This is a genomic window from Cupriavidus sp. (assembly GCF_057315035.1).
Genome location: NZ_DBHKYV010000014.1, coordinates 42,089 through 63,688, shown reverse-complemented (window position 1 = coordinate 63,688; position 21,600 = coordinate 42,089). Strand labels below are relative to the sequence as shown.

Annotated in this window: 20 protein-coding genes; 8 read left to right on the top strand and 12 right to left on the bottom strand. The window is 61.5% G+C overall.

The genetic code is table 11. The annotated features are described in order from the left end of the window. Positions 1 to 200 precede the first annotated feature (200 nt). A complete protein-coding gene (locus ACO550_RS18310) occupies positions 201 to 662 on the bottom strand; it encodes a MarR family transcriptional regulator (protein ID WP_315594508.1) in 462 nt (153 codons plus the stop codon). 227 nt (positions 663 to 889) lie between these two features. Here ACO550_RS18310 and ACO550_RS18305 point away from each other — a divergent pair, with 227 nt between their 5' ends. Beyond that, complete coding sequence (locus ACO550_RS18305; protein ID WP_315594509.1) at positions 890 to 1,345, top strand: Ohr family peroxiredoxin; 456 nt, start codon at positions 890 to 892, stop codon at positions 1,343 to 1,345. 61 nt (positions 1,346 to 1,406) lie between these two features. Here the strand turns inward: ACO550_RS18305 and catC are convergent, their stop codons facing one another. From catC to ACO550_RS18250, 11 genes are all read right to left on the bottom strand, one after another. Continuing rightward, the gene (gene catC / locus ACO550_RS18300) at positions 1,407 to 1,691 is read right to left on the bottom strand and encodes a muconolactone Delta-isomerase (protein ID WP_315594510.1); all 285 of its coding nucleotides are present in this window, start codon (positions 1,689 to 1,691) and stop codon (positions 1,407 to 1,409) included. 33 nt (positions 1,692 to 1,724) lie between these two features. Beyond that, positions 1,725 to 2,066, bottom strand: coding sequence for a 4-carboxymethyl-4-methylbutenolide mutase MmlI (gene mmlI / locus ACO550_RS18295; RefSeq protein WP_315594511.1), 342 nt, complete (start codon positions 2,064 to 2,066; stop codon positions 1,725 to 1,727). Between the two features lie 45 nt (positions 2,067 to 2,111). Further along, on the bottom strand, positions 2,112 to 3,419 hold the full coding sequence (locus tag ACO550_RS18290; protein WP_315594512.1) for an MFS transporter: 1,308 nt from the start codon (positions 3,417 to 3,419) through the stop codon (positions 2,112 to 2,114). Between the two features lie 57 nt (positions 3,420 to 3,476). After that, the gene (locus ACO550_RS18285; RefSeq protein ID WP_315594513.1) at positions 3,477 to 4,139 is read right to left on the bottom strand and encodes a 3-oxoacid CoA-transferase subunit B; all 663 of its coding nucleotides are present in this window, start codon (positions 4,137 to 4,139) and stop codon (positions 3,477 to 3,479) included. Between the two features lie 10 nt (positions 4,140 to 4,149). Then, entirely contained in the window at positions 4,150 to 4,839 is a 690-nt protein-coding gene (locus ACO550_RS18280; protein WP_315594514.1) for a 3-oxoacid CoA-transferase subunit A, read from the bottom strand. Between the two features lie 222 nt (positions 4,840 to 5,061). After that, entirely contained in the window at positions 5,062 to 5,976 is a 915-nt protein-coding gene (locus ACO550_RS18275; protein WP_315594515.1) for a LysR family transcriptional regulator, read from the bottom strand. A gap of 110 nt (positions 5,977 to 6,086) precedes the next feature. Beyond that, entirely contained in the window at positions 6,087 to 6,977 is an 891-nt protein-coding gene (locus tag ACO550_RS18270) for an MBL fold metallo-hydrolase (RefSeq protein WP_315594516.1), read from the bottom strand. A gap of 213 nt (positions 6,978 to 7,190) precedes the next feature. After that, a complete protein-coding gene (locus ACO550_RS18265) occupies positions 7,191 to 8,189 on the bottom strand; it encodes a tripartite tricarboxylate transporter substrate-binding protein (RefSeq protein WP_315594517.1) in 999 nt (332 codons plus the stop codon). 18 nt (positions 8,190 to 8,207) lie between these two features. Continuing rightward, positions 8,208 to 9,284 (bottom strand): porin, encoded by a 1,077-nt coding sequence (locus ACO550_RS18260; protein ID WP_315594518.1) that lies wholly within the window; start codon positions 9,282 to 9,284, stop codon positions 8,208 to 8,210. A 92-nt stretch (positions 9,285 to 9,376) separates the two neighbouring features. Further along, entirely contained in the window at positions 9,377 to 10,714 is a 1,338-nt protein-coding gene (locus ACO550_RS18255) for an MFS transporter (protein ID WP_315594519.1), read from the bottom strand. A 21-nt stretch (positions 10,715 to 10,735) separates the two neighbouring features. Continuing rightward, positions 10,736 to 11,797: a lactonase family protein gene (locus ACO550_RS18250; protein WP_315594520.1), complete on the bottom strand. Its 1,062-nt coding sequence runs from the start codon at positions 11,795 to 11,797 to the stop codon at positions 10,736 to 10,738. 261 nt (positions 11,798 to 12,058) lie between these two features. Between ACO550_RS18250 and acnA the strand changes: the two genes are divergently transcribed. The 7 genes from acnA to ACO550_RS18215 all read left to right on the top strand — a co-directional run bounded on the left by acnA (position 12,059) and on the right by ACO550_RS18215 (position 21,518). After that, positions 12,059 to 14,698, top strand: a complete 2,640-nt coding sequence (gene acnA / locus ACO550_RS18245; RefSeq protein ID WP_315594521.1) for an aconitate hydratase AcnA — start codon at positions 12,059 to 12,061, stop codon at positions 14,696 to 14,698. Positions 14,699 to 14,728: 30 nt separating this feature from the next. Then, positions 14,729 to 15,625 (top strand): FCD domain-containing protein, encoded by an 897-nt coding sequence (locus tag ACO550_RS18240; protein WP_315594522.1) that lies wholly within the window; start codon positions 14,729 to 14,731, stop codon positions 15,623 to 15,625. An 18-nt stretch (positions 15,626 to 15,643) separates the two neighbouring features. Further along, positions 15,644 to 16,381: a transporter substrate-binding domain-containing protein gene (locus ACO550_RS18235; RefSeq protein WP_315594523.1), complete on the top strand. Its 738-nt coding sequence runs from the start codon at positions 15,644 to 15,646 to the stop codon at positions 16,379 to 16,381. A 127-nt stretch (positions 16,382 to 16,508) separates the two neighbouring features. Next, positions 16,509 to 17,156, top strand: a complete 648-nt coding sequence (locus ACO550_RS18230; protein ID WP_315594524.1) for a WHG domain-containing protein — start codon at positions 16,509 to 16,511, stop codon at positions 17,154 to 17,156. A gap of 391 nt (positions 17,157 to 17,547) precedes the next feature. Continuing rightward, complete coding sequence (locus ACO550_RS18225) at positions 17,548 to 18,732, top strand: acetyl-CoA C-acyltransferase (RefSeq protein ID WP_315594525.1); 1,185 nt, start codon at positions 17,548 to 17,550, stop codon at positions 18,730 to 18,732. A 42-nt stretch (positions 18,733 to 18,774) separates the two neighbouring features. Further along, complete coding sequence (locus tag ACO550_RS18220; RefSeq protein ID WP_315594526.1) at positions 18,775 to 19,566, top strand: enoyl-CoA hydratase/isomerase family protein; 792 nt, start codon at positions 18,775 to 18,777, stop codon at positions 19,564 to 19,566. Between the two features lie 2 nt (positions 19,567 to 19,568). Further along, on the top strand, positions 19,569 to 21,518 hold the full coding sequence (locus tag ACO550_RS18215) for an acyl-CoA synthetase (protein ID WP_315594527.1): 1,950 nt from the start codon (positions 19,569 to 19,571) through the stop codon (positions 21,516 to 21,518). The last annotated feature ends 82 nt before the right edge of the window (positions 21,519 to 21,600 follow it).

Genomic DNA, 21,600 nt, shown 5'->3' with positions numbered 1-21,600 from the left:
GGGTTTACACGGACATGGAAAGAAGGCGGCTGTGAACGGTGCTCCCCGTAAGAAGCACCCCTTCACATTCACTCAATGGACTGCATGCGCTTGCGCTGCCGGGAGACAACGGCACAGCAAAAACGGATCGCCAATTTCGGGGATCGACGGGATCGCCAGCCATCGTTGCGATGACTAGGCACTCGGCCGGTGAAGCGCCGCTACGCCTCGCCTTGCGTATTCTCCACAAGATTATTGCGCAACAGCACGATTTCCTTCTGTAGCTTGGAGAATCCCTGGCTGGTAAGACCGCAGGCATCCACCAGGTCAATGTCGAAGGACTTCTCGCGCAGGCGTCGTCCCGCTTTCGTCAAGCTCACCCGCACCTGGCGCTCATCGGCCGGGTTCCGATGGCGTTCCACATAGCCCATCGCCTCCAGCTTCTTCAGGATGGGTGTGAGCGTGTTCGATTCGAGGAACAACTTCTCACCCAACCCGCCGACGGTCTGCCCGTCTTCTTCCGACAACGCGACCAGCGTCACGTACTGCGTATAGGTCAAACCAAGCTTCTCGAGCATTGGTCGGTACGCCTTGCCAAACGCCAGATTCGCCGAGTAGATCGCAAAGCACAGGAAATCGGCCAACTTGAGGTCGGTGGCACCGCTACTTTCGTTCGACTTCATCTTGCACGCCCTCGCTACAGAACCAGTGATGCTGTAGATCATACATCGCATACGACTTCATCGTAGACGCCTAAATGAAGAGTTGTGCCCAGCCCGCGTGCGCCCTGGAGAACGGCGTGAAGAATTTCCTTGATCTTCCAGTCGATCTGTACCAACATTCTTTCAATCGCATACGATTGAATCGTGTACGGTATTAAAAACTGCAATTAACCAAGGAAGAAGACTCCATGACCAAGATCGACAAAGTACTGTTCACCGGCAAGACCCACACGACGGCCAGCAACGCAGACAGCAATTTTTCTGCACACGAGGGCACCCTGAACCTGACGCTGACGGCGCCGGGCAACACCTCGGCCCCGGAGTACTCCTTTGCGGCAGTCCAGCCCCACCCGACCGCCGAGCAGCTGTTTGCGGGAGCGTGGTCCGCCTGTTACAGCGCTGCGGTCGGAATTGTGGCGAAGGAAAAGAAGGTGACGTTGCCCGCGAACGCGGCAGTCGATATCGAAGTCGACCTCGGCATGACAGGACGCGAATATTTCCTGCAGGCCAGGATCAACCTTCACGTCCCCGGCGTTGATCACGCTGTTGCCCTTGAGATTGCACATGCCGCCGATCAGATCTGCCCGTACTCGAAGGCAACGCGCGGCAATATCGATGTGGCCGTGAACGTCGTGACTGCGTAACCTGACCTGCGAGTAGTAGTGTCCCGTCGGCCTCACCTTTGGTCGACGGGATTGCTCGTATTCACTCGGGCAGCACGGCGGACGGATGTCGCGCGAGCGGTGTCACCTGGATGGTCATGAACGGAAACAGCGGCAGCGACGACAGCAATGCATGTAGCTCGTCATTGCTTTCGACATCGAAGATGCTGACGTTCGAATAGCGTCCGACCACGCGCCACAGGTGGGGCCATTTGCCGGCCTTCTGGATCTCGATGGCACGCGCCTTCTCCGCGGCCTTGATGGCTTCCGCGCGCTCCGCGGGAATGCTTTCGGGAATCTTCACGTCCATCTGAACGCAGTAAAGCATGTTGTTGTCTCCTGGTATGTTGGGATATGTGGATCAGGCCTCGGGGCTATCGCCGCCAACCGTTTCAGTGCGGAACGGTTTGAGCTGGCCGATAAAGGTCTTGCCGTGCTCGAACCACGCGCGGCGCACGTCCGACGCCATATAGGTCTCATACGCCGCGTCGTTCTCGAACCAGCATTCGCCAATGGCATCCACCTGGCCGATATCGAAGTACGGCACATGGGTGTCGGTAGGCTGCTGCACCACGAGCCTGACTTCGTACTTGTGCAACCCGGGCACGTCATGCGACATCTCGTAGTGGCGCAAGCATTCCGCGCGAAAGGTTTCCTGTGACATGTCGTGAGGCTTGACCAGCAAGTACAGCAAGCGAATCATGATTTCTCCTTTGGATTGGTTTTGTATGGATGGCAGTGACCGGTATCAGGGGCGCGCGGCCGCGGCGCTAGTCACCGTGCCGGACGGCGAAGCTACCACCGGTACATCCCCGGTTGCGTCAACGTCGCCAATCGTCTCAATGGCGATGCCACGGGTTTCGGGCAGCAACAGGATGCCAAATACTGCGATAGCGTAAGCCCCCAGACAGAATGTGCCCATGGCGTTGGCCAGGCCGATATGGGTGGATAGCACGCCGACACCCACCACCGAGCCCGCCCCCACCGACTTCCCGACGTTATACGCAAAGCCCATGCAGGTAGTACGGACGTGGGTCGGGAACATTTCGCTCAGGAACGGCCCCAGCGCGGCAAACATGCCGATGGCGGAGAACCCGACCAGGAAACTGAGCACCATGGCCAACCCGGTATTCAACGGCAGGAACATATAGCCGGCGGTGACCACCCAGGCGCAGACCGCCAGGCCGATCAGCGTGGGGCGGCGCCCAATACGGTCCGACAGATCCGCCGCCGCCACGAAGCCGCAGAACGAGCCGACGGCCATGATCAGCACCGTGACGATCAGCGATGCGGCTGCCACCTTGCGCTGGTTAAGCAGCGACGGCAGCCAGACCAGAATGGCATAGCAACCGGCCTGCAGGCCGATCACCAGGACACTCGACAGCGTCAGCGAACGCGCGTACTTGCGGTCGAGCACGGAGGCCAGCGAGGCCTTCGGCGCGCGGCTTTGGCGGGCGCGCTCGAATACGGCGGAGTCCTTGACGTGCCGGCGGATAAACAGCACGATCGTCGCCGGGATCACGCCGCTCCAGAACGCTACGCGCCAGGCCATGTCGTGCGGCAGCCAGGCCAGCAAAAGCGTGGCAACGAGGACCGCCAGCGCCCAGCCCAGGGCAAAGCCCGACTGCACGTAGCCCATGGCCTTGCCGCGGTGCCTGGGGTCGATGACTTCGGCCATCAGCGCCGCACCCACGGCCCATTCGCCGCCAAAACCCAGCCCTTGCAGCGTGCGGAACACCAGAAGCTGTTGATACGATTGCGCGAAGCCTGCCAGCACACCGAAAAATGTAAACCAGATGATCGCCAGCACCAGAATGCGTGCGCGGCCATAGCGGTCGCTCAGAATGCCGGCGCCCCAACCGCCGATGGCGGTAACGATCAGCGCCACGGTGCCCAGCAGGCCAACTTCCGCCTTGCTCAGGCCCCAGACTACGGTCAGCGCAGGCAGCAGGAAGCTGAACATCTGCATGTCGAAGGAATCCAGCGCCCACCCTGAATAGCAGGCCCAGAAGGTCTTCTTTTGCTGTGCGGTGCCGCTCTTGTACCAGGTCAGCATGGTTGTCTCCTCTTTGTGTGTGTCTATTTGTGTGTCTGCATCGTGGCCACCCAGGACTCAGGCGCACTCGGGGGCCGACAGGGTCGTGAAGTCGAGATCGACATCGGTGATCGACTGCAGCGTTTCCCGCGACATGTCACCAATGATTTCAATCACGGAAACGCCTTGGGGACCGATGGCGAACGTGCCAAGTTCGGTGTAGACGCGGTTGACGCAGCCAAGGCCCGTCAGTGGATAGCTGCAATGACGACGCAGTTTGCTTTCACCGTCCTTGGTAAGGTGGTCCATCATGACGAACACGCGCTTGGCGCCGATCGCCAGATCCATGGCACCGCCAACGGCCGGAATGGCATCGGGTGCGCCGGTGTGCCAGTTGGCGAGATCGCCGTATTCCGACACCTGGAAAGCACCCAGCACGCAGAAGTCCAGATGCCCGCCGCGCATCATGCCGAACGAGTCGGCGTGATGAAAGAACGCCGCGCCCTTCTCCAGGCGGATGGCTTCCTTACCCGCGTTGATCAGGTCCCAGTCTTCCTGCCCGGGTTCCGTGGCGGACCATTGACCGAGCACACCGTTCTCGCTGTGCAGGATGACTTCCTTGTGGCGTGGCAGATGGTTGGCCACCAGGGTCGGCAGACCGATGCCCAGGTTCACGTACGCGCCATTGGGAATGTCCCGTGCCACGCGTGCGGCCAGCAGGTTTCTTGCCAGTTGATCCATGTTGTTCTCCTTATGCGGCAGCCGGCACTGCGCACGCGCTGTTGCGCAAGACGATGCGATTGACGAAGATGCCCGGGGTCACGATGACTTCCGGATCGAGTTCTCCCAGTTCGCAAATGCGGTTCACAGCCGCGATGGTGTGCGTGGCGGCCATGGCCATGACCGGTGCGAAGTTGCGCGCGGTTTTGTTGTAGACAAGGTTGCCCCAGCGATCTGCCGCGGCGGCGTTGATCAGGGCAACATCGACGTGGATCGGATACTCCAGTACGTAGCCCCGCTCGCCGATCATTCGCGACTCCTTGCCTTCGGCCAGCAAGGTGCCAAAGCCGGTGGGCGTGAAGAAGCCGCCAATCCCGCAGCCGGCCGCGCGCAGGCGCTCGGCAAGCGTGCCTTGCGGCACCACTTCCAGTTCGATCTCGCCGGCTCGGTAGAGGGATTCGAATACATGCGCGTCACGCTGGCGCGGAAACGAACACAGCAGCTTGCGCACGCGGCGCGCCTTGAGCAGTGCCGCCAGGCCGGTGTCGCCGTTGCCGGCGTTGTTGCTGACCACCGTGAGATCCCTGGCGCCCTGCTCGATCACCGCGTCGATGAGTTCGTCGGGCATGCCCGCGCCACCGAAGCCGCCGATGGCGATAGTGGCGCCGTCGGCAATATCGCTGACGGCGTCGCGTGCTGTTTCGTAGAGCTTGTCGATCATGATTTGCGAAGGTGGATGTCCGATGAGCTCAGGTTGCCATGTAGGAATCGGACCCACAATTTCGCGATTGACAAGCGCCCTTAGGGCTTGCTTAAGAGGGTGTGTTTTACAGAACGTATGGCGACGCCAGTGTCATGCCGATGACACACGCTGTAGCGCCGGTATTACGCCGATGAAGCGTCCGGTGTCTACTGGCAAGAGGGATGGTGTACAGCGAAGGAATCAGGTTGCGCGTGCGTCCGGCGCGTAGCGCTCGATCAGCCGGTTCGCGAACTCGCGCGCGAAGCTCGACAGCCCATCGAGGTCCCGCGCGCAAAGCTGAAACGTGCGCACGGCCCAGTCATCGTGCAGGTTGCACGCGCCAATCTGCTGTTGGCCCTTCAGACGGGCAAACGCCGCCTTGGGCATGATGGCAATGCCGGCCCCGGCGGCCACCATGCGACACATGGCGTCATAACTTGCCACATGGACGCGAACCGTCATCGGCTTGTGCACCGCACCGGCGGCGCGTGTCAGGAACATCTGGAACACACTGCCTTCAAGCAATGCCACGAAGGCAAAGTCCAATGCCTGCTCGAACCACACGTCGGGATTCGCCAGCAATGGGTGCCCCAGCGGCGCAACCAGAATCAGCGCGCTTTTGACGAACGGCACGGCCTGCAGGCCAGCCGTTGGCACATTGCCGGAGATGATGCCCAGATCGGCGCCACCTTCCCTTACCAGCCTGACGATATCGTCGCTCAGGCGCTCCCTGACCTCAATACGCACATCGGGATGGGTGGCAAGGTAGTCCCCGATCACGGGCGGAAGATACTCGGTAATGGCCGTGGTGTTGGCCACCAGCTTGACTTGCCCGCTCAGCCCCGTCGTGAACGGCTGGAGATTGCCCGTCAGCCGTTCCAGTTCCGCCAGTACCACGCGCGCATGCTGCAGATAGACCTCGCCCGCGGCGGTCAGCGTCACGCCCTGTGACGATCGCTCAAGCAGACGCACGCCAAGCGTGTCTTCAAGATTCTTGATCCGATTGCTGACCGCAGGCACCGACAGGAAAGATCGCTCGGCGCCACGCGTCAGGCTGCTTGTTTCCGCAACGTTGACGAACAGGCGAAAATCGGTGATGTCGAAAGGTACTGCCATGCAAATGTCGGGGCGCGTCGGTCAAGCCTTGATCATAGCCGCGATCGGCAAGCCACAGGCCGCCATTTGCGTGGACGCCGGCGGCCACCTGTTGCCCGATGCAGCAGGGATTACCAGGTAGCGGGCTCGAACCGGAACCCCTGCCCCTGGCGTCGCACGTAGCCGCAGTATGGTTCGCCAAAATGCACGGGAAGGATCAGTGCGCCGGTGTCGGCCGCATTGTTCAGGAACGCCAGCCGGGTGTCGCGCGCCAGGTCGGGGCGGATGCAATACCCGGAGTTCACATCGGGGCGCACGATCTGGATGGGGCTGTGCAGAATATCGCCGCAAAAAGCCGCTTCCTCGCCTTGTGAGCGCACGCGGAATACCACCTGGCCAGGGCTGTGGCCCGACGCTGGCTCCACTTGCAGGCAGCCGGCGACTTCGTGCCCCGGCTCGATCGTCTCTGCCAGCCCTTCATTGACCACCGGCATCACGCTGTCGAAGAACGATTCGCCGAATACGTCCACCACGCCGGGTTCCTTGTTGCGGCCGTCCCTGCAGAAGACAAAATCATCCTTCGGCAGGTAGTAGCGTGCATTGGGAAACGTGGGTACCCACCGATTGTCCTGCCACGTGGTATTCCAGCCGACATGATCGGCGTGCAGATGCGTCATGACAACATGCGTGACTTTCTCCGGCGGAGCGCCGGCGGCAATCATCCATTCGCGCACCAGTGTATTGAGCATGTTCATCCGCGCAATACCCGCGCGCGGCTTGAAGTTTCCAACGCCCGTATCGACCACAATGATATTGCTGCCCGCATGCACCACCCAGAACTGGATCGTGACGATCAGCTTGTTCATGTGCGGAATCCAATGGTGGGGTGCCATCAGATCGGCATTGGCGTCGAGCACGCCGCGGTCGATATCCGGGAAGAGGAATGCCGGATCGTGCGTCGGGCCCGCATATTCGAGAATGCGGGTGACCTTGACATCGCCGACAGTGCGCGATTGCATCATATGCCTTGTCTCCTGTGGTGGCGCCGAACCATGGTCGGCGCGCTTTGAGACGCAAGCATCGGTGAAATTGCCCGGGGTGCCTATTTTGCATTTTGAAACGGGGCTTTTGCAGTGCTTTATGCGGCATCCTTCGATCGAGACCGGAAGATGCCCACCACCGCAGGCACCGATCCGGTTCTGCCTGGCGGCGCACCGTGCCACCACCCTGCCCCATCAGTTCTCTGGCGTGATCTTCGCCTCTTCCACGATGCGTCCAAACTTGACGGACTCCTGCTGGATGAACGCGCTGAACTGCTCCGGGGTCATGGGGCTGGGATTTCCGCCGAGGTCCTTTAGCCTGGTCGCCACGGCAGGATCTTTCAGCGCCTCAACAACAGCGGCATTCAAACGGGCAATCACCGGTGCAGGCGTCCCCTTGGGTGCGAACAAGCCAAACCAGTTCTCAAGACTGTAGCCTTTCAAGCTCGTCGAGTCGGAGATTGCCGGAATGTCGGGCGCCAATGCGCTCTTACCCTGAGACGTGATGCCGATAGCTCGTACCTTGCCGTCCTTGATAAATTGACGCGCGCCAGCCAGGCTCACGAAGGTCATCTCGATATTGCCGCCGACGACATCGAGTAACTGGTTGGACGCGCCACGGTACGGCACGTGAGTCATCTGGATGCCCGCCTGTCGTGCCATCAACTCGCCAGACAGATGCTGCGGGTTACCGACACCGCTGGTGCCATAGCGCACCTTGCCCGGGTTGGCCTTCGCGTACGCTACGAGCTCGTCGGCTGTCTTGTACGGCAGCGCCGGGTTGACCACCACCACATTGGGCACCTTCACGACAAGACTGATGGGCATGAGGTCGGTCTGCGGCGAATACTGCATGCGCTTCTTGAAGACGAACGGATTGATCGCCGTCTCGCCGGCCGACCCCATCAGAAGTGTGTAGCCGTCCGCCGGAGCCTTTACGACTGCCTGCGCGCCGATCATGCCGCTGCCGCCGCCCTTGTTATCTACCACGACCGACTGGCCGAGCACGGTGCGCAGCTTTTCAGCCAGGACCCGCGCCATTGCATCAACGCCACCACCGGCCGAGAACGGCACGACAATGGTCACCGGTCGAGAAGGATAGGCACCAGCTTGCGCTGTCGCCGCACCCGCACCGGTGACAAGGGCTGCCGCGGTCAAACACTGGAACAGACGCTTGGTAGTACGGAATTCCATGATGTCTCCTTTTCGTTCTCAGAACTTGTGACGCATGCCAAGCAGCACGCCAGTCTGGTTGGCACCAGCCTGTACCGTGTTGCCCGAGCCCACGGCCAGGGCCGAACCGTTACGGTTACGTGCGTAGGCCGCAGTGAAATAGATGTCTGTGCGCTTGGAGAGCGCGTAGTCGGCCAATGCGATAAAGAGCCAGGGGTCCTGATCGTTGGCGCGATTGTTCGTGTAGAACGCGCCGCCAGTCAGCGAGAACGCCGGCGTGAGGTTGTAGCTCGCCTGGAGCCAGTACATGTCCGTGCGCTGCTGCGGTGTTAGCGCCGTGCTGCCGTTTGTGCCGCCATACTCGGACCGGTTCCAGCGATACCCGGCCACGACTTTTGCCGCCCCGAACGAGCCAATCGCGCCAAACGCCAGGTTCCGGTTCGACAGGCTGCTGGATGCAGCTGTCGAGCCCTGCGTCTGGTCATATGTCACCGCCATGCCCATGCCGCCGGACTCGTACGCGAGTTGACCGCCGATCTGCCGGCCCGCGCGAATTGCGCCCGGCACCTCGCCGCCATAGCCCGTGTCCCAGGCCGTGCTGTAGCTTGTCTCGACCGTCAGGCCGCCAAACTTTCCGAGGTACTTGGCCGAGTTGTCGATGCGTTGCGCGAACACCGGATCCATCGAGGTGATGGAGTAGCGCGCCGATACGCCAAGCAGGTCATAGGTCTTCGCAAAGTCGTAGATGGGTGCGTCCTGCCGGCCCAGCGTGAGGTTGCCGTACGGCCCTTCCAGCCCGACATACGCGCTGCGCCCGAAAAGCCGCTGCGTCGAGCCCGTGCCGTTCGCCAAGGTGCCGGTATCGAGATTGGTACCGTTTTCCAGCCTTGCAATCGCACGCCAGTTGGCGCCCAGGTCTTCGACAACCCGGATGCCGAACCGCGAGCCGGACTGGTTGCCAGGCTGCATCCGCACGACGGAATTGCCGCCGCTAGTCGTGCGGACGTGGTTTGCATACTCGATGCCGACGTCGGCCACTCCGTAGAGCGTGACCCCGGATTGCGCATAGGCGGCGCTGCTGACCAGCGATGCTGCAAGCAAGCCTGCTCGTTTCATTTGTCTCCTCTTGCTATTTCTTATGGATGAGCGCCGCCCGGCACCCTTCGGAAAGGGCACCAGACCAACGCGGTTGGGAAAGGAAATTGGGGCTAGTGGCTGTGTCTTACCGGCGCGGACGCCGGATCGACCGGACGGTGCTCGGTGATGCGAATGAAGAACGTCATCAGGAACGAGATCACGAGCAAACCCGCCAGGAACAGCAGGCCAAGAGATGCGCTGTGGCTCTGCCCTTTGATATATCCGATGGCAAACGGCCCGACAAATCCGCCAAGGTTGCCGATGGAGTTGATGACGGCAATCGACACAGCCGCCGTGGAGCGGCTAAGGAAAAGTGTCGGCAGCGCCCAGAAAGGTGATTTGAATGCGTACAGTCCCGCAAGACTCAGACTGATCAACCCAATGGCGGCATAGGGATTGTTGACGATACCCGCACCGATCAGTGCCACCGCGGCTACGGCCAAAGGCAGTGCCGAATGGAGCCGACGTTCATTGCGACGGTCCGAACTGCGCGACCAGAGAATCATCATCACGGTGGCGAACAGATACGGTGCCATGGCGATAAAGCCGACCTGCGTATGCGTCAGCGATGACGAGAAGCCGGCGATGATCTGCGGCATCCAGTACCCGACGCCCAGGCTGCCGCACTGGTAGACGAAGTAGATAAACGCGAGGTACAGCACCTTCGGGTTCTGCATCACCTTCAGCGTGCTCATGTGCACGGCCTCCGGGCGCGCCTTCCGGTCACGCTCCAGTTCGTCGCCCAGCCAGCGCTTCTCGGCATCGGTCAGCCAGCGTGCATCGGCCGGGCGGTCTGTCAGGTACAAGTAGCAAAGTACCCCGCCCAGCACCGCGGGGGCGCCCTCGAGCAGCAACATCCAGCGCCAGCCGCTCCATTGCAGCCAATGCACGTTGTCCATGATCCAGGTGCTCAGCGGTGCGCCGATGATGTACGACACCGGAATCGCGGCCGTGAACAGCGCAACCGTGGTGGCCAGTTCCTTCGCCCGGAACCAGTACGTCAGATAGACGATGATCCCGGGGAAGAAGCCCGCCTCCGCCACGCCCAACAGGAAGCGCAATATGTAGAGCTGCTCGGCCGTCTGCACGAACGCGCTGACCACCGCAATGACACCCCACGAGACCAGGATCCGCGCAATCCAGCGCCGCGCGCCGAACCGGTTCAGCATCACGTTACTGGGCACTTCAAACAGGAAGTACCCAATGAAGAAGATGCCCGACACGAAGCCGAATGCCTCGCTGGACAGCGCCAGTTCCTTGTTCATCTGGAGCGCTGCGTAGCCGATGTTGGCGCGGTCCAGATACGAGATGATGTAAAGAACAAAGACAAACGGGATGATTCGCCAGGTAATTTTCCTGACGACTGCGCGCTCGTCTATGCCCTGCTGTGCGGTGGTGGTTTGCTGCATGATGGACAACCGGTTAATGCTTTACACAGAGAAGACCATGCAAACCGGGCTGCCCGACTGCACGCTGAAACCCGTCGGGTTGAGTCGACCGCTAGCCTGGTCGATCTGCATCACGACAATCGAATCGCTATCTTCGTTGAGCACATACATGTGGCGGCCGCCCGGCGCCGTAGCGAAGAAGCGCGGGGTCTTGCCTTGCGACTGCGCGGCTTCGATAAAGCTGAGATGGCCGCTTTTCGGGTCGATATGGAAGATCGCGATGCTGTCGTATCCGCGATTCGACGCATAGACGAAGCGCCCAGTAACGTCGACTTCAATTTCCGAAGCGCGGCTGTTGCCGGTGAATGTGTCGGGTAGCGTCGAGACGATTTGCAGCGGCTTCAGCGCGCCCGTCGCCCCCTCGTAGGCGTAGGTAGTGACCGTCGAATCGAGTTCGTTGACGACATAACCGAACTTGCCATTCGGGTGGAATGCAATATGACGTGGGCCCGAGGTTTCACGCGATTCGACGAAGCTTGGCGACGCCGGCGATAGCTTGCCGTCCGCAAAGCGGAACGAGAACGTGCGATCGAGGCCCTTGTCAGGAACCACCACATATTGCCCACTCGGATCGAAGGGGTTGAAGTGTGGCTTGGCCTGCTTCTGCTCAACCCGGTGAGGACCGACCGGACCATCGAGTTTCACAAGTTGGGTCAGCTCACCAAGCGATCCGTCAGCCTGCAGCGGCAGCACGGCGAGGCTGGCGCCGATGTGGTTCGAGACTACGATGTACTTGCCGGTGGGATCGATGGCCAGATGCACAGGATTCTTGCCCTGCGTGCTCTGGCGGTTGATGAATTCGAGCTTGCCCGTGGTCTTGTCGACCGCGAACGCGCTGATATCGCTGAGGTCGCCATGGACCGTATAGAGCCGCTCACCGTTGCTGCTCAATGCCAGGAATGACGGGTTGACCAGGTCCTTGACCAGTTGCGTGAGCTGCAGCGCACCTGTTTGCGCATCGATACGATAAACGCTGATGCCCTCACCTCGCGCATTGCGCTCGCGGGTGGTTCTCGATCCAACATAGGCGTACTTGGCAGTCATGCTTTTTCCTTTTGATGACGATTTGCGTCCCTGGTCCGCGGCATGGGCAGCGGTCGTGCTCAAGCCCAATGCCGAAATGGCCGCAACGGCAGAGGCAGCCGACACGGCGACCGCCCCACTCAGGAGGCGACGACGTGTCAGATCGGGCATGGATTCAGGGTGCAAAGGGGATGGATTCACGTGCTGTCTCCTTGTTTTACGTGGCTGATTGGGGTTTCCACTTGATTGCATTTTGACGTAAACACATGCAAAGTAAAGCCTATGGAAAACACCTACACCCCCACCGTCAGTCAGTTTTGCGCTGCCGACAGCACATACAGCTATGTCGACCTGCCGCGCATGCTCGGAGACTCCCTGCCCCGGCTACCCGTGGTTTTGCGGCTTTTGCTGGAGAACGTGACCCGCAACACCGATGGCGAAGAACGCGCTGCGGCCATCGCGGGCATCGTCGCGTGGCTGCAAACTGGCACGAGCGAGGCGGAGATTGCATTCCAGCCAAGTCGCGTGCTGATGCACGACACCACGAGCACTCCCGCGCTGGTAGATATCGCGGCCATGCGCGATGCACTGGCAGAGGCCGGCGCTGACCCGACTGCCCTCAATCCGGTGCTGCCTGTCGATTCGTCCGTCGACCATTCACTGGCCGTCGAAGCATTTGCCCGTCCCGACGCGGCCAGCGAGAACCTGAAGATCGAGAGCCAGCGCAATGCAGAGCGCTACAGCTTCCTGCGCTGGGCTTCCAAGGCATTGAAAGGCGTGCGGATTCATCCGCCGGGCACGGGCATCATGCACACCATCAACCTTGAGCAGCTCGCCACTGTGGTGACCACGCAGCAGCGAGATGGCCAACTGTGGGCCGTGCCTGACACGCTTATCGGCACAGATAGCCACACGCCAATGATCAATGGAATTGGCGTGCTGGGCTGGGGCGTAGGTGGTCTTGAAGCGCAGACAGTGATGTTCGGCATGCCAGTGATGCAGCGCATTCCCGATGTCATCGGGGTACGCCTGACCAATGCGCTGCAACCGGGAGTGTTGGCCACTGACCTGGCCCTGACCGTTACGCAACGGCTGCGCGCGATTGGTGTATCCGGGGAGTTTGTGGAGTTCTTCGGCCCCGGCGTTTCGACGCTCACTGCGGGAGACCGGTCCGTGGTAGCCAACATGGCGCCCGAATATGGGGCAACCTCGGGTTTCTTCCCGATCGACGACCAGACGCTGGACTATCTGCGCACGACCGGACGAGCTACAGCCGCCATCGATCTGACCCGAGAGTACGCGCAACGCACGGGCCTTTGGTTCGACGCCGATGCCTCACCGCGCTACACGCGCACCATTGAAGTCGACCTGGCAAGTATCGGCATGCATATTGCCGGCCCGCGCCGGCCTCAGGATCTCCTTTCCTACACAGACACTGCCACGGCGTTGGCAAGATTCCCGGTCGCGAATCCTGGCAAGCATCACGGCATGCCACGCTATCCGGTGGCGATTGCCGCCATCACAAGTTGCACCAACACGTCGGACCCCGCCCTCCTGGTGGCCGCAGGCCTGGTCGCCCGCAAGGCGCGTGCACTCGGCCTGACCGTGGCGCCATGGATCAAGACGTCCCTCGCCCCGGGGTCGCCCGCCGCTGCCGACTATCTGCAACGAAGCGGGCTGACCGAAGACCTCTCGTCCGTAGGCTTCGATATCGTCGGCTTTGGATGCACGACATGCATCGGCAACTCGGGACCCTTGACGCCGGAGATCCGCGAAACCATCACTGATGGCTCGGCATGGCCCGTGGCAATGCTGTCGGGTAACCGCAATTTCCCTGGCCGGATTCATCCTGACCTCAATCTCGGCTTTATCATGTCGCCGCCTCTGGTGGTGGCCTTCGCACTGGCAGGCGACGCCGAGCGTGACCTGAGCCGCGAACCCGTCCAGACGGCCCCGAACGGCACGCCGGTCTTCCTGAAGGACCTGTGGCCGACGCGCGAGGAAATTGCCGCATCCCTGGCCCTGGGTGCGGATCCGACCGACTATCAGCGTGCGTTCGCCATTGCATCCCAGAACCCCATCTGGGCGGCGCTGCCCTCGCCGGATACGGCCCAGTATCCGTGGGATCAAGGTTCTACCGCGCTGCGTCGCCCGCCATTTGCCGCGCTGGACCAAGGTTCGCAACTCGGCGACTACAACGCATGGCCCCTTCTGGTGCTCGGCGACGACGTGACGACCGACCACATCTCCCCAGCCAGCGCCATTCCCAAAGACAGCTTCGTGGCTGACTTCCTGGTGGGTCGGGGCGATGACCGTGATGATCTCAATGTATTCGCCTCGCGCCGCGGCAACTGGGAAGTGATGATGCGCGCGGCGTTCTATAACAAGACGCTCGTCAACCTGTTGCAGCCCGAAGTACCCACTGCTCACACGGTGCACGTTCCAAGCGGAGAAATCGCGCCAATTTTTGAAGTGGCGCAACGTTACCGTGCCGATGGCGACTCGGTCGTCCTGATTGCCGGCGAGCGCTATGGCACTGGCTCATCACGCGACTGGGCGGCCAAGGGGCAGCGCCTTCTGGGGATCCGCGCCGTGATTGCGGTAAGCTTTGAGCGAATCCACCGTTCCAATCTCATCGGCATGGGCATTCTGCCGCTGCGCATGCCCACGGGCGTGAACCCGCAGACGCTGGACATCCAACCAGGCGATCAGGTCCATGTGAGCGCAGACCCACAGGCCCTGTCGCCAAGATGCAAGGTGCCAGTCTGTATCATCCGGCGAGACGGAACCGAGGAAGCTTTTGAGGCCACCGCTGCGGTAGAGACTCGACTTGAGGTCGAACTGCTCCAGCGCGGGGGTGTCATTCCATCGATTCTCCAGAAAACGCTGGCACGCCAGGGAGTCACCGCCTCGGCTGCATAAGCGGCGCGGCCCCGACGGGGGCTAGAAACCATGAACCACGACAGGTCCATTGCAACGCAAATCGTCGAGCTGATTCAAACCGAGCAGTTGCCGGTGGGCGCTCATATGCGGGCACAAATGCTGGCTGACAAGTTGCGCGTATCGCGTACGCCAGTCAATGAAGCACTGGCTCTGCTCCATGAAAAAGGCATCCTGACGCGCGAGAAAAACCGTGGGTTCTTTCTCGCGCGCCCTGTCGCAACGCCCGCGGCCGAGCTTGCTTCGCAACTGGGCATCGCCAAGGCAGATCCCGTCAGCGCGGCGTACTTCCAGATTGCAGATGACCTCCTGCAAGGATCGCTACCGATGGAAGTTTCCGAGCAAACCATCAAGCTTCGGTATGCGCTCACTGCCACGCAACTCAATGCCGTGCTCAAGCGCATCACGCAAGAGGGTTGGGGAGAAAGGAAGCCCGGCTATGGCTGGTCTTTCTCCGCCATGCTGACCACGCCCGACTCTCTGCTGCAGTCTTACCGCATGCGGCTCGCACTGGAACCGGCAGCCCTGCTTGAGCCGGGGTATAGAATCGATGCCCGTGTCATCGAAAGGCTGCGTGCGGCGGAACTTCACCTGCTCGAAGGTGGTATCGAGACGGATACGGCGGACCAACTCCATGACCGGGGTGTGCGATTCCACGAATCTCTGGTCGAGGCGTCCGGCAATCCATTCTTCATCGATTCCATTCGCCGGGTCAATCGCGTGCGCCGCCTGTTGTCCTACCGCTCGATGCGCGATCGCGCTCGCTACGAAGAGCACGCAAAGCAGCATCTGCATCTGCTGGACTTGCTCGAGCAACAGCGCAACGCAGACGCGTCACAAGCGCTGCGCGAGCACCTGGACCATACGCTGACTGCGCTAGCCAAAATCACTCAGATTCTCGAACCTTAACGAACCGCGGGGAAACACATGACTGTAGACAAGGCCATCCTCCAAGCCTTTGCGCCCACAGGCGTACTGCGCGCATCCATTAACCTGGGGAACCCAATTCTCGCCAACCGCCAAGCTGACGGCAGCGCCGGGGGCGTCTCGGTTGACCTGGCCAAGGCCCTTTCTGAACGACTGGGGGTTGAGCTCGAACTCGTCGTTGTCGATGCGGCGGGCAAGTCCGTAGATGTCGTGAGCAACGAAGAGGCTGATGTAGGCTTTTTCGCAATCGATCCCAAGCGTGGAGCAAGCATCGCATTCACTTCGCCCTATGTTCTTATCGAAGGGTACTACCTGGTGTCTGACGATTCGCCAGTGCATGCCAACGCCGACGTGGACCGCGCCGGCACGCGCGTGGTGGTTGGGAAAGGCAGTGCCTATGACCTGTTCCTGACACGCGAACTCAAGCAGGCAGAGATCGTGAGGGCGCCGACTTCACCTACCGTGGTGAAGCTCTTCCTGGAGGAAAAACTTGACGTTGCCGCGGGCGTAAAGCAACAACTCGAAGCCGACATCGCCGGCGTTCCCGGCTACAGGCTCCTCAACGAGCGATTCATGGTCATTCGCCAGGCGATGGGCGTCCCCAAGTCCCGGGGCGAACAAGCTGCCCGCTTTCTCTCGGACTTCGTCGAGTCGATGAAAGCTTCCGGCATGGTTGCGCAAGCGCTGGACCGGCATGGCATCCAGGGCGCTGCCGTCGCTCCTGCTGAATCCGCCTGAGATTGATTGGGAACACGTTGGTTGGCGCTAATATGGAGGCCTGACGACACCGCGACCCGCATTCATGACCACTTCCACGACCCGGCCGGCCCGCCAAAGCTATCACCATGGCAACCTGCGGGAAGAAATGATCCGCTGCGGCAGGGAAATCCTGGCCGACAAGGGTGTCCACGGACTGACACTGCGCTCCGCAGCCAAGCTTGCGGGGGTTTCCCACGGCGCGCCGCGCAATCAGTTCGCCGACAAGGAAGGGTTGCTGGCGGCCATCGCCGCCGAAGGATTTCGTGAACTGGTTGCCGTGCGTCGCGCCCGACTGTCCCCTGAGATGACTGCCGAGACGAGGCTGCTCACCGTGATGGACGGTTATATCGAGTTCGCCGTCAAGCAGCCCGCCCTCTTCTACCTGATGTTCGGACCGCAGATCGAAGAGAAGGAAAGGTACCCCGAGCTGCTCGAAGCAGGCAACGCTTCCTATCAGCTGTTGTCTGGCGCAGTCCAGGACTACTTCCGGGAGAACCATCTGGCGGAGCAGTTCGACGACATGATGGTGCGCTGCGCGTGGTCGGCCATGCACGGCGTCAGCATGTTCTTCAGTGCGAAGCCGACCGGACCGAGCCCGCGGCCGAAGGTCGCACTCGCACAATGGCGGCAGAGCGTACAGCAGTTTGTGCTGACCGGCCTGCTGGCCGCAGGCAAGAAAAAAGCGGCGGCAGTCGCAACGACCACCGCCGCAAGCAAGCCGAAAGCGAAGCCACGCAGCGCCGCGCAAACGTAGCCCCATCGGCATTGCAGCAGATCATTCCCTCGATTCGATAGTTTCGCTGAGCGCGCTTCAGAGGGGGCCCTTTTTGCCCTTCCTCTTGCCTCCCTTGCCACGCCAATATAGTCAGTGTCTACATGCTAGTGAACTACCTGAAAACCGTCAAGGCATCGCTACGCAGGTATACCCGAACCGACCACACGAGTTCTTGACGCGATCAAGATCGCCCACCTAGCATGTAGACAGTGGATACACATGGAGACCGCAGCAGTCAAAAATGAGGCTGGGCGGCCACTGCGGCTCTGAGCCTCTGATGCTCCTGATTTGCCTCCAAATGTATCCGCTGTCTATATCGATTCTTGAACCAGCCACGAACGTCAATATCCATCCACACGAAGGAGAGCTCATGTCTCGCGCAGTAATCGTTTCGTATGCCCGCACCCCTATCGGCAAAGCCAGCCGAGGCGCGTTCAACATGACCCACGGGGCGACCATGGCAGGCCATGTCATCCAGCACGCCGTCCAGCGCGCGGGTATCGACGGCGGAGAAGTCGAGGACATCATTTTTGGCTGCGGCCAACCCATCGCCGCCACCGGCGGCAACGTTGCCCGTGCGGGAGGCATCCGCGCAGGACTGCCTGTGTCGGTGAGCGGCACCACGCTCACGCGCTTCTGCGCGTCCGGGCTGCAGGCGGTTGCCTTTGCCGCGCAGCGGGTCCTGATCGACAAGGTGCCGGTGATGGTGGCGGGCGGTGTCGAATCCATCAGCCTGTCGCAGCCAGTCACGTTGAAGGTCGCCCAGCAAGAGGCCTGGCTGGCAAAGAATCGTCCGGATGTCTATCTGCATATGATCGATACCGCGGAAATCCTGGCCAAACGCTATGACATGTCGCGCGAGCGCGCCGACGAGTTTTCGGTGCGTAGCCAACTGCTGACTGTCGAGGCACAGAAGGCAGGCCGCTTTGCCGACGAGATCGTGCCGCTTGCATCGATGAAATCGGTGACAAACAAGGAGACCGGCGAGACTTCCGCGGTGGAGTTCCTGCTTGAAGCCGACGAGGGTGTCCGTGCTGACACCACGCTGGAAAAGCTGCGCGTATTGCCCGCCGTGAAGGGAGACGGTTACCAGGTGACCGCCGGCAATTCGAGCCAGCTCTCGGACGGCGCCGCGGCACTCGTGGTGATGTCCGAACGTGAAGCCGAACGGCGCGGCCTCGAACCCCTTGGGTATTTTGTAGGCCTGGCCACCGCCGGGGTGGAGCCGGACGAAATGGGCGTCGGCCCGGTCAAGGCGGTTCCGCGCCTGCTGGAGCGCAACGAGCTCAACGTCGACGACATCGACCTGTGGGAACTCAACGAAGCTTTCGGCTGCCAGGCGCTGTATTGCATCGACCAGTTGGGCCTGCCCCTGGAGCGCGTGAACGTCAACGGCGGCGCCATCGCCATTGGACACCCGTACGGAATGACTGGCGCTCGCCAGGTGGGCCACATCTTGCTGGAAGGGCGTCGCCGCAAGGCCAGGTATGGCGTCGTAACCATGTGCGCCGCCGGCGGCATGGGCGCAGCCGGGCTCTTCGAGTTCATCCACTAAAAGATCGCGAAAGAAGATCGAACGACAAACAGGAGACACCAGATGAGCAATATCACGGAGTACGACACCGTCTTCGTCGACCGTGACGGCCCCTGCGCCGTCGTCACCATGAACCGGCTGGAGAAGTACAACGCGCTCAACACGACGCTTCGCTCTGACCTGTACGCGGCGCTGTCGTCGCTGATGGCCGACCGTACCGTGCGCGGCATCGTCCTCTGGGGGGGCACCAAGGCGTTCGTGGCCGGGGGCGACATTCCCGAGATGCTCGCACGCCGCCCGATCGAGGCATTCGTCCCGACCAGTGGTGCGCCCGACCTATGGGCGCTGATTCACAACAGCACGGTCCCCGTGGTTGCAGCCATCGCAGGTCCATGCTTTGGTGGCGGCCTGGAGCTGGCCATGGCGTGCGACCTGCGCGTTGCCGCGGACAACGCCCTGCTCGGCCAGACCGAAACGAACGTAGGCCTGATTCCGGGGCGCGGAGGCACCCAACGCCTGACCCGCCTGGTGGGGGCCACACGCGCCAAGGAGATGATCTTTACTGGCGAGATCATCAAGTCGGACGAGGCCTACCGCATTGGACTCGTCAACAAGGTGGTGCCCGCCAGCCAGGTGCTGGAGGAGGCGAAAGCCTACGTGCATCGTATCGCCGAGCGCTCGCCGCACTCCATCGCCATGGCCAAATTGATGATCAACAACGGCCAGGACGCAAGTCTCGAAACGGCGCTGATGATGGAGCAGCTTGCTTTTGCCACGCTGTTCAGCACCAACGACATGCACGAAGGCGGCGAGGCATTCCTGAACAAGCGCCGCCCGGTCTACCAGGGAACCTGACCATGACCCAGTTCAATACATGGGCGAAGGCCAGCGCCGATCCGGGCCATGCTGTCGATCCGGCAGATCCCTACCACCCGCGACTCCAGGTAAAGTCGCTCGCCGATATCCGGCGATTCGGACAGACGCCGCTTGCGGACCGTCAACTGCCGCACAGCACCTACGATCTGCTGCGCCTGGCGCGTGACCGTGCGCCCGAAGCGCCCGCCCTGCACTATTTCGCCTCCGGAGACGAACTGGGCAAGGCGGTCACCATCAGCCATGCCCAGATGTTCGGGCGTATTACACAGACCGCCAACCTGCTGCACTCGCTGGGCCTGGGGCCCGACGATGTCATCGGGGTGCTGATGCCGGTCACGCCGGAGTCTCAGTACGCGCTCTGGGGCAGCGAGGCAACAGGCATTGCCTGCCCCGTCAACTGGATGCTGGAACCGGAAATCATTGCAGCACTGCTGCGTAACGCCGGCGCCAAGGCGGTGATTGCCTATGGTCCCGACGCGGATATCGAGGCGTGGAACAAGGCCATGCTGGTGCGGCGCGAATTGCCCGACGTGCGGCACTGGATCAAGTCCGGCGGTGGCACGGCAAGCGAGGAAGGAATTGTCGACCTCGATGCCAGTATCTCCCGCTTCCAGGGCGAGGTGCTCGACAGCAAGCGCGTCTTCGCACCGCAGGATACCGCCTCGATGTTCCATACCGGCGGCACCACTGGCACGCCCAAGCTTGCGCTCCACACCCATGGCAACGAAGTGGCCATGGCCTGGATAAGCGCGATGCAGATCGACGTCCAGCCAGACGATGTCCGCGTCTGCGGCGTACCGATGTTCCATGTCACGGGCGTGCTCACCAATTGCCTCATGCCACTGGCGCGCGGCGCATCGGTGGTGCTGCTGACGTCCAGCGGCTGGCGCGATCCGTCCGTGATCCGCAATCTCTGGCAGATTGTCGACCACTTCGGGGTCACGGCGCTGGGCATGGTGCCGAGCGTGGTGAACATGGCGCTGAATATTCCGATTGGCGATGCCGACATCAGTTCTCTCAAGGCGGCGAGCTGCGGTACGGCGCCGCTGTCGGTAGCCGTCGCCGAGACGTTCGAGCAGAAGACCGGCGCGATGATCTTCGAAGGCTACGGCTTGACCGAAGGCACGGCACTGAGCGCTACCAATCCGCGCTACGGCGAGCGACGCATCGGCTCCATCGGGTTGCCCATGGCATACCAGGAGATGAAAGTCGTCAAGGCTGCAGGTGGACACATCCAGCGCGAATGCGCGCCAGGCGAGCCTGGCATCGTAGTGGTGCGCGGGCCCAACATCTTTTCTGGCTACCTGAACCCGGAGCAGAACAAGAGCATCTGGTTCGAGGGCGGCTGGTTCAACACTGGCGATCTGGGCTATGCGGACGACGATGGCTACTTCTGGCTGACCGGCCGCGCAAAGGACCTGATCATCCGTGGCGGCAACAACATCGATCCGCGCATGATCGAAGAGGCGCTGTACCGGCACCCCGAGGTGTTCGACGCCGCTGCAGTGGGTCTGCCGGATGCGCATGCCGGGGAGTTGCCGGTGGCCTATATCGCGCTCAAGCCGGGCAGCACCTACCCGATTGGCCGCATCAAGCACTACGCCTATGAGGCGATCCCGGAACGCGCCGCCGTGCCCAAGCAGTTCTATGTGGTCGACACCATTCCAAAGACTGCCGTTGGCAAGATCCAGAAGAACACGCTGCGCACTGACGCCGTACTCCGGGCGCAGCGGCAGATGCTTGCCGATGTCAGGGCGGATGCACCGGTTCCCCTTGTCGATATCCGCATCGAGGATCGTGGGGACCAGGGCATCCTCTCCACGCTGGTGCTGCCCGCCACCCTGGACCCTGCACAGCGGGAGGTTGCGGTCGGCAACATCGGCAAGGCGTTCGCGACGTTGACGATCAAGTACGCAGTGGTCTACGAGTAGACCGCTCCCAAACAAGACCTCAACCAGAGGCAGTGCGAGTGGCATGCCTGCAGACACTCATGGCCGGCATGCCTTCTCGCCG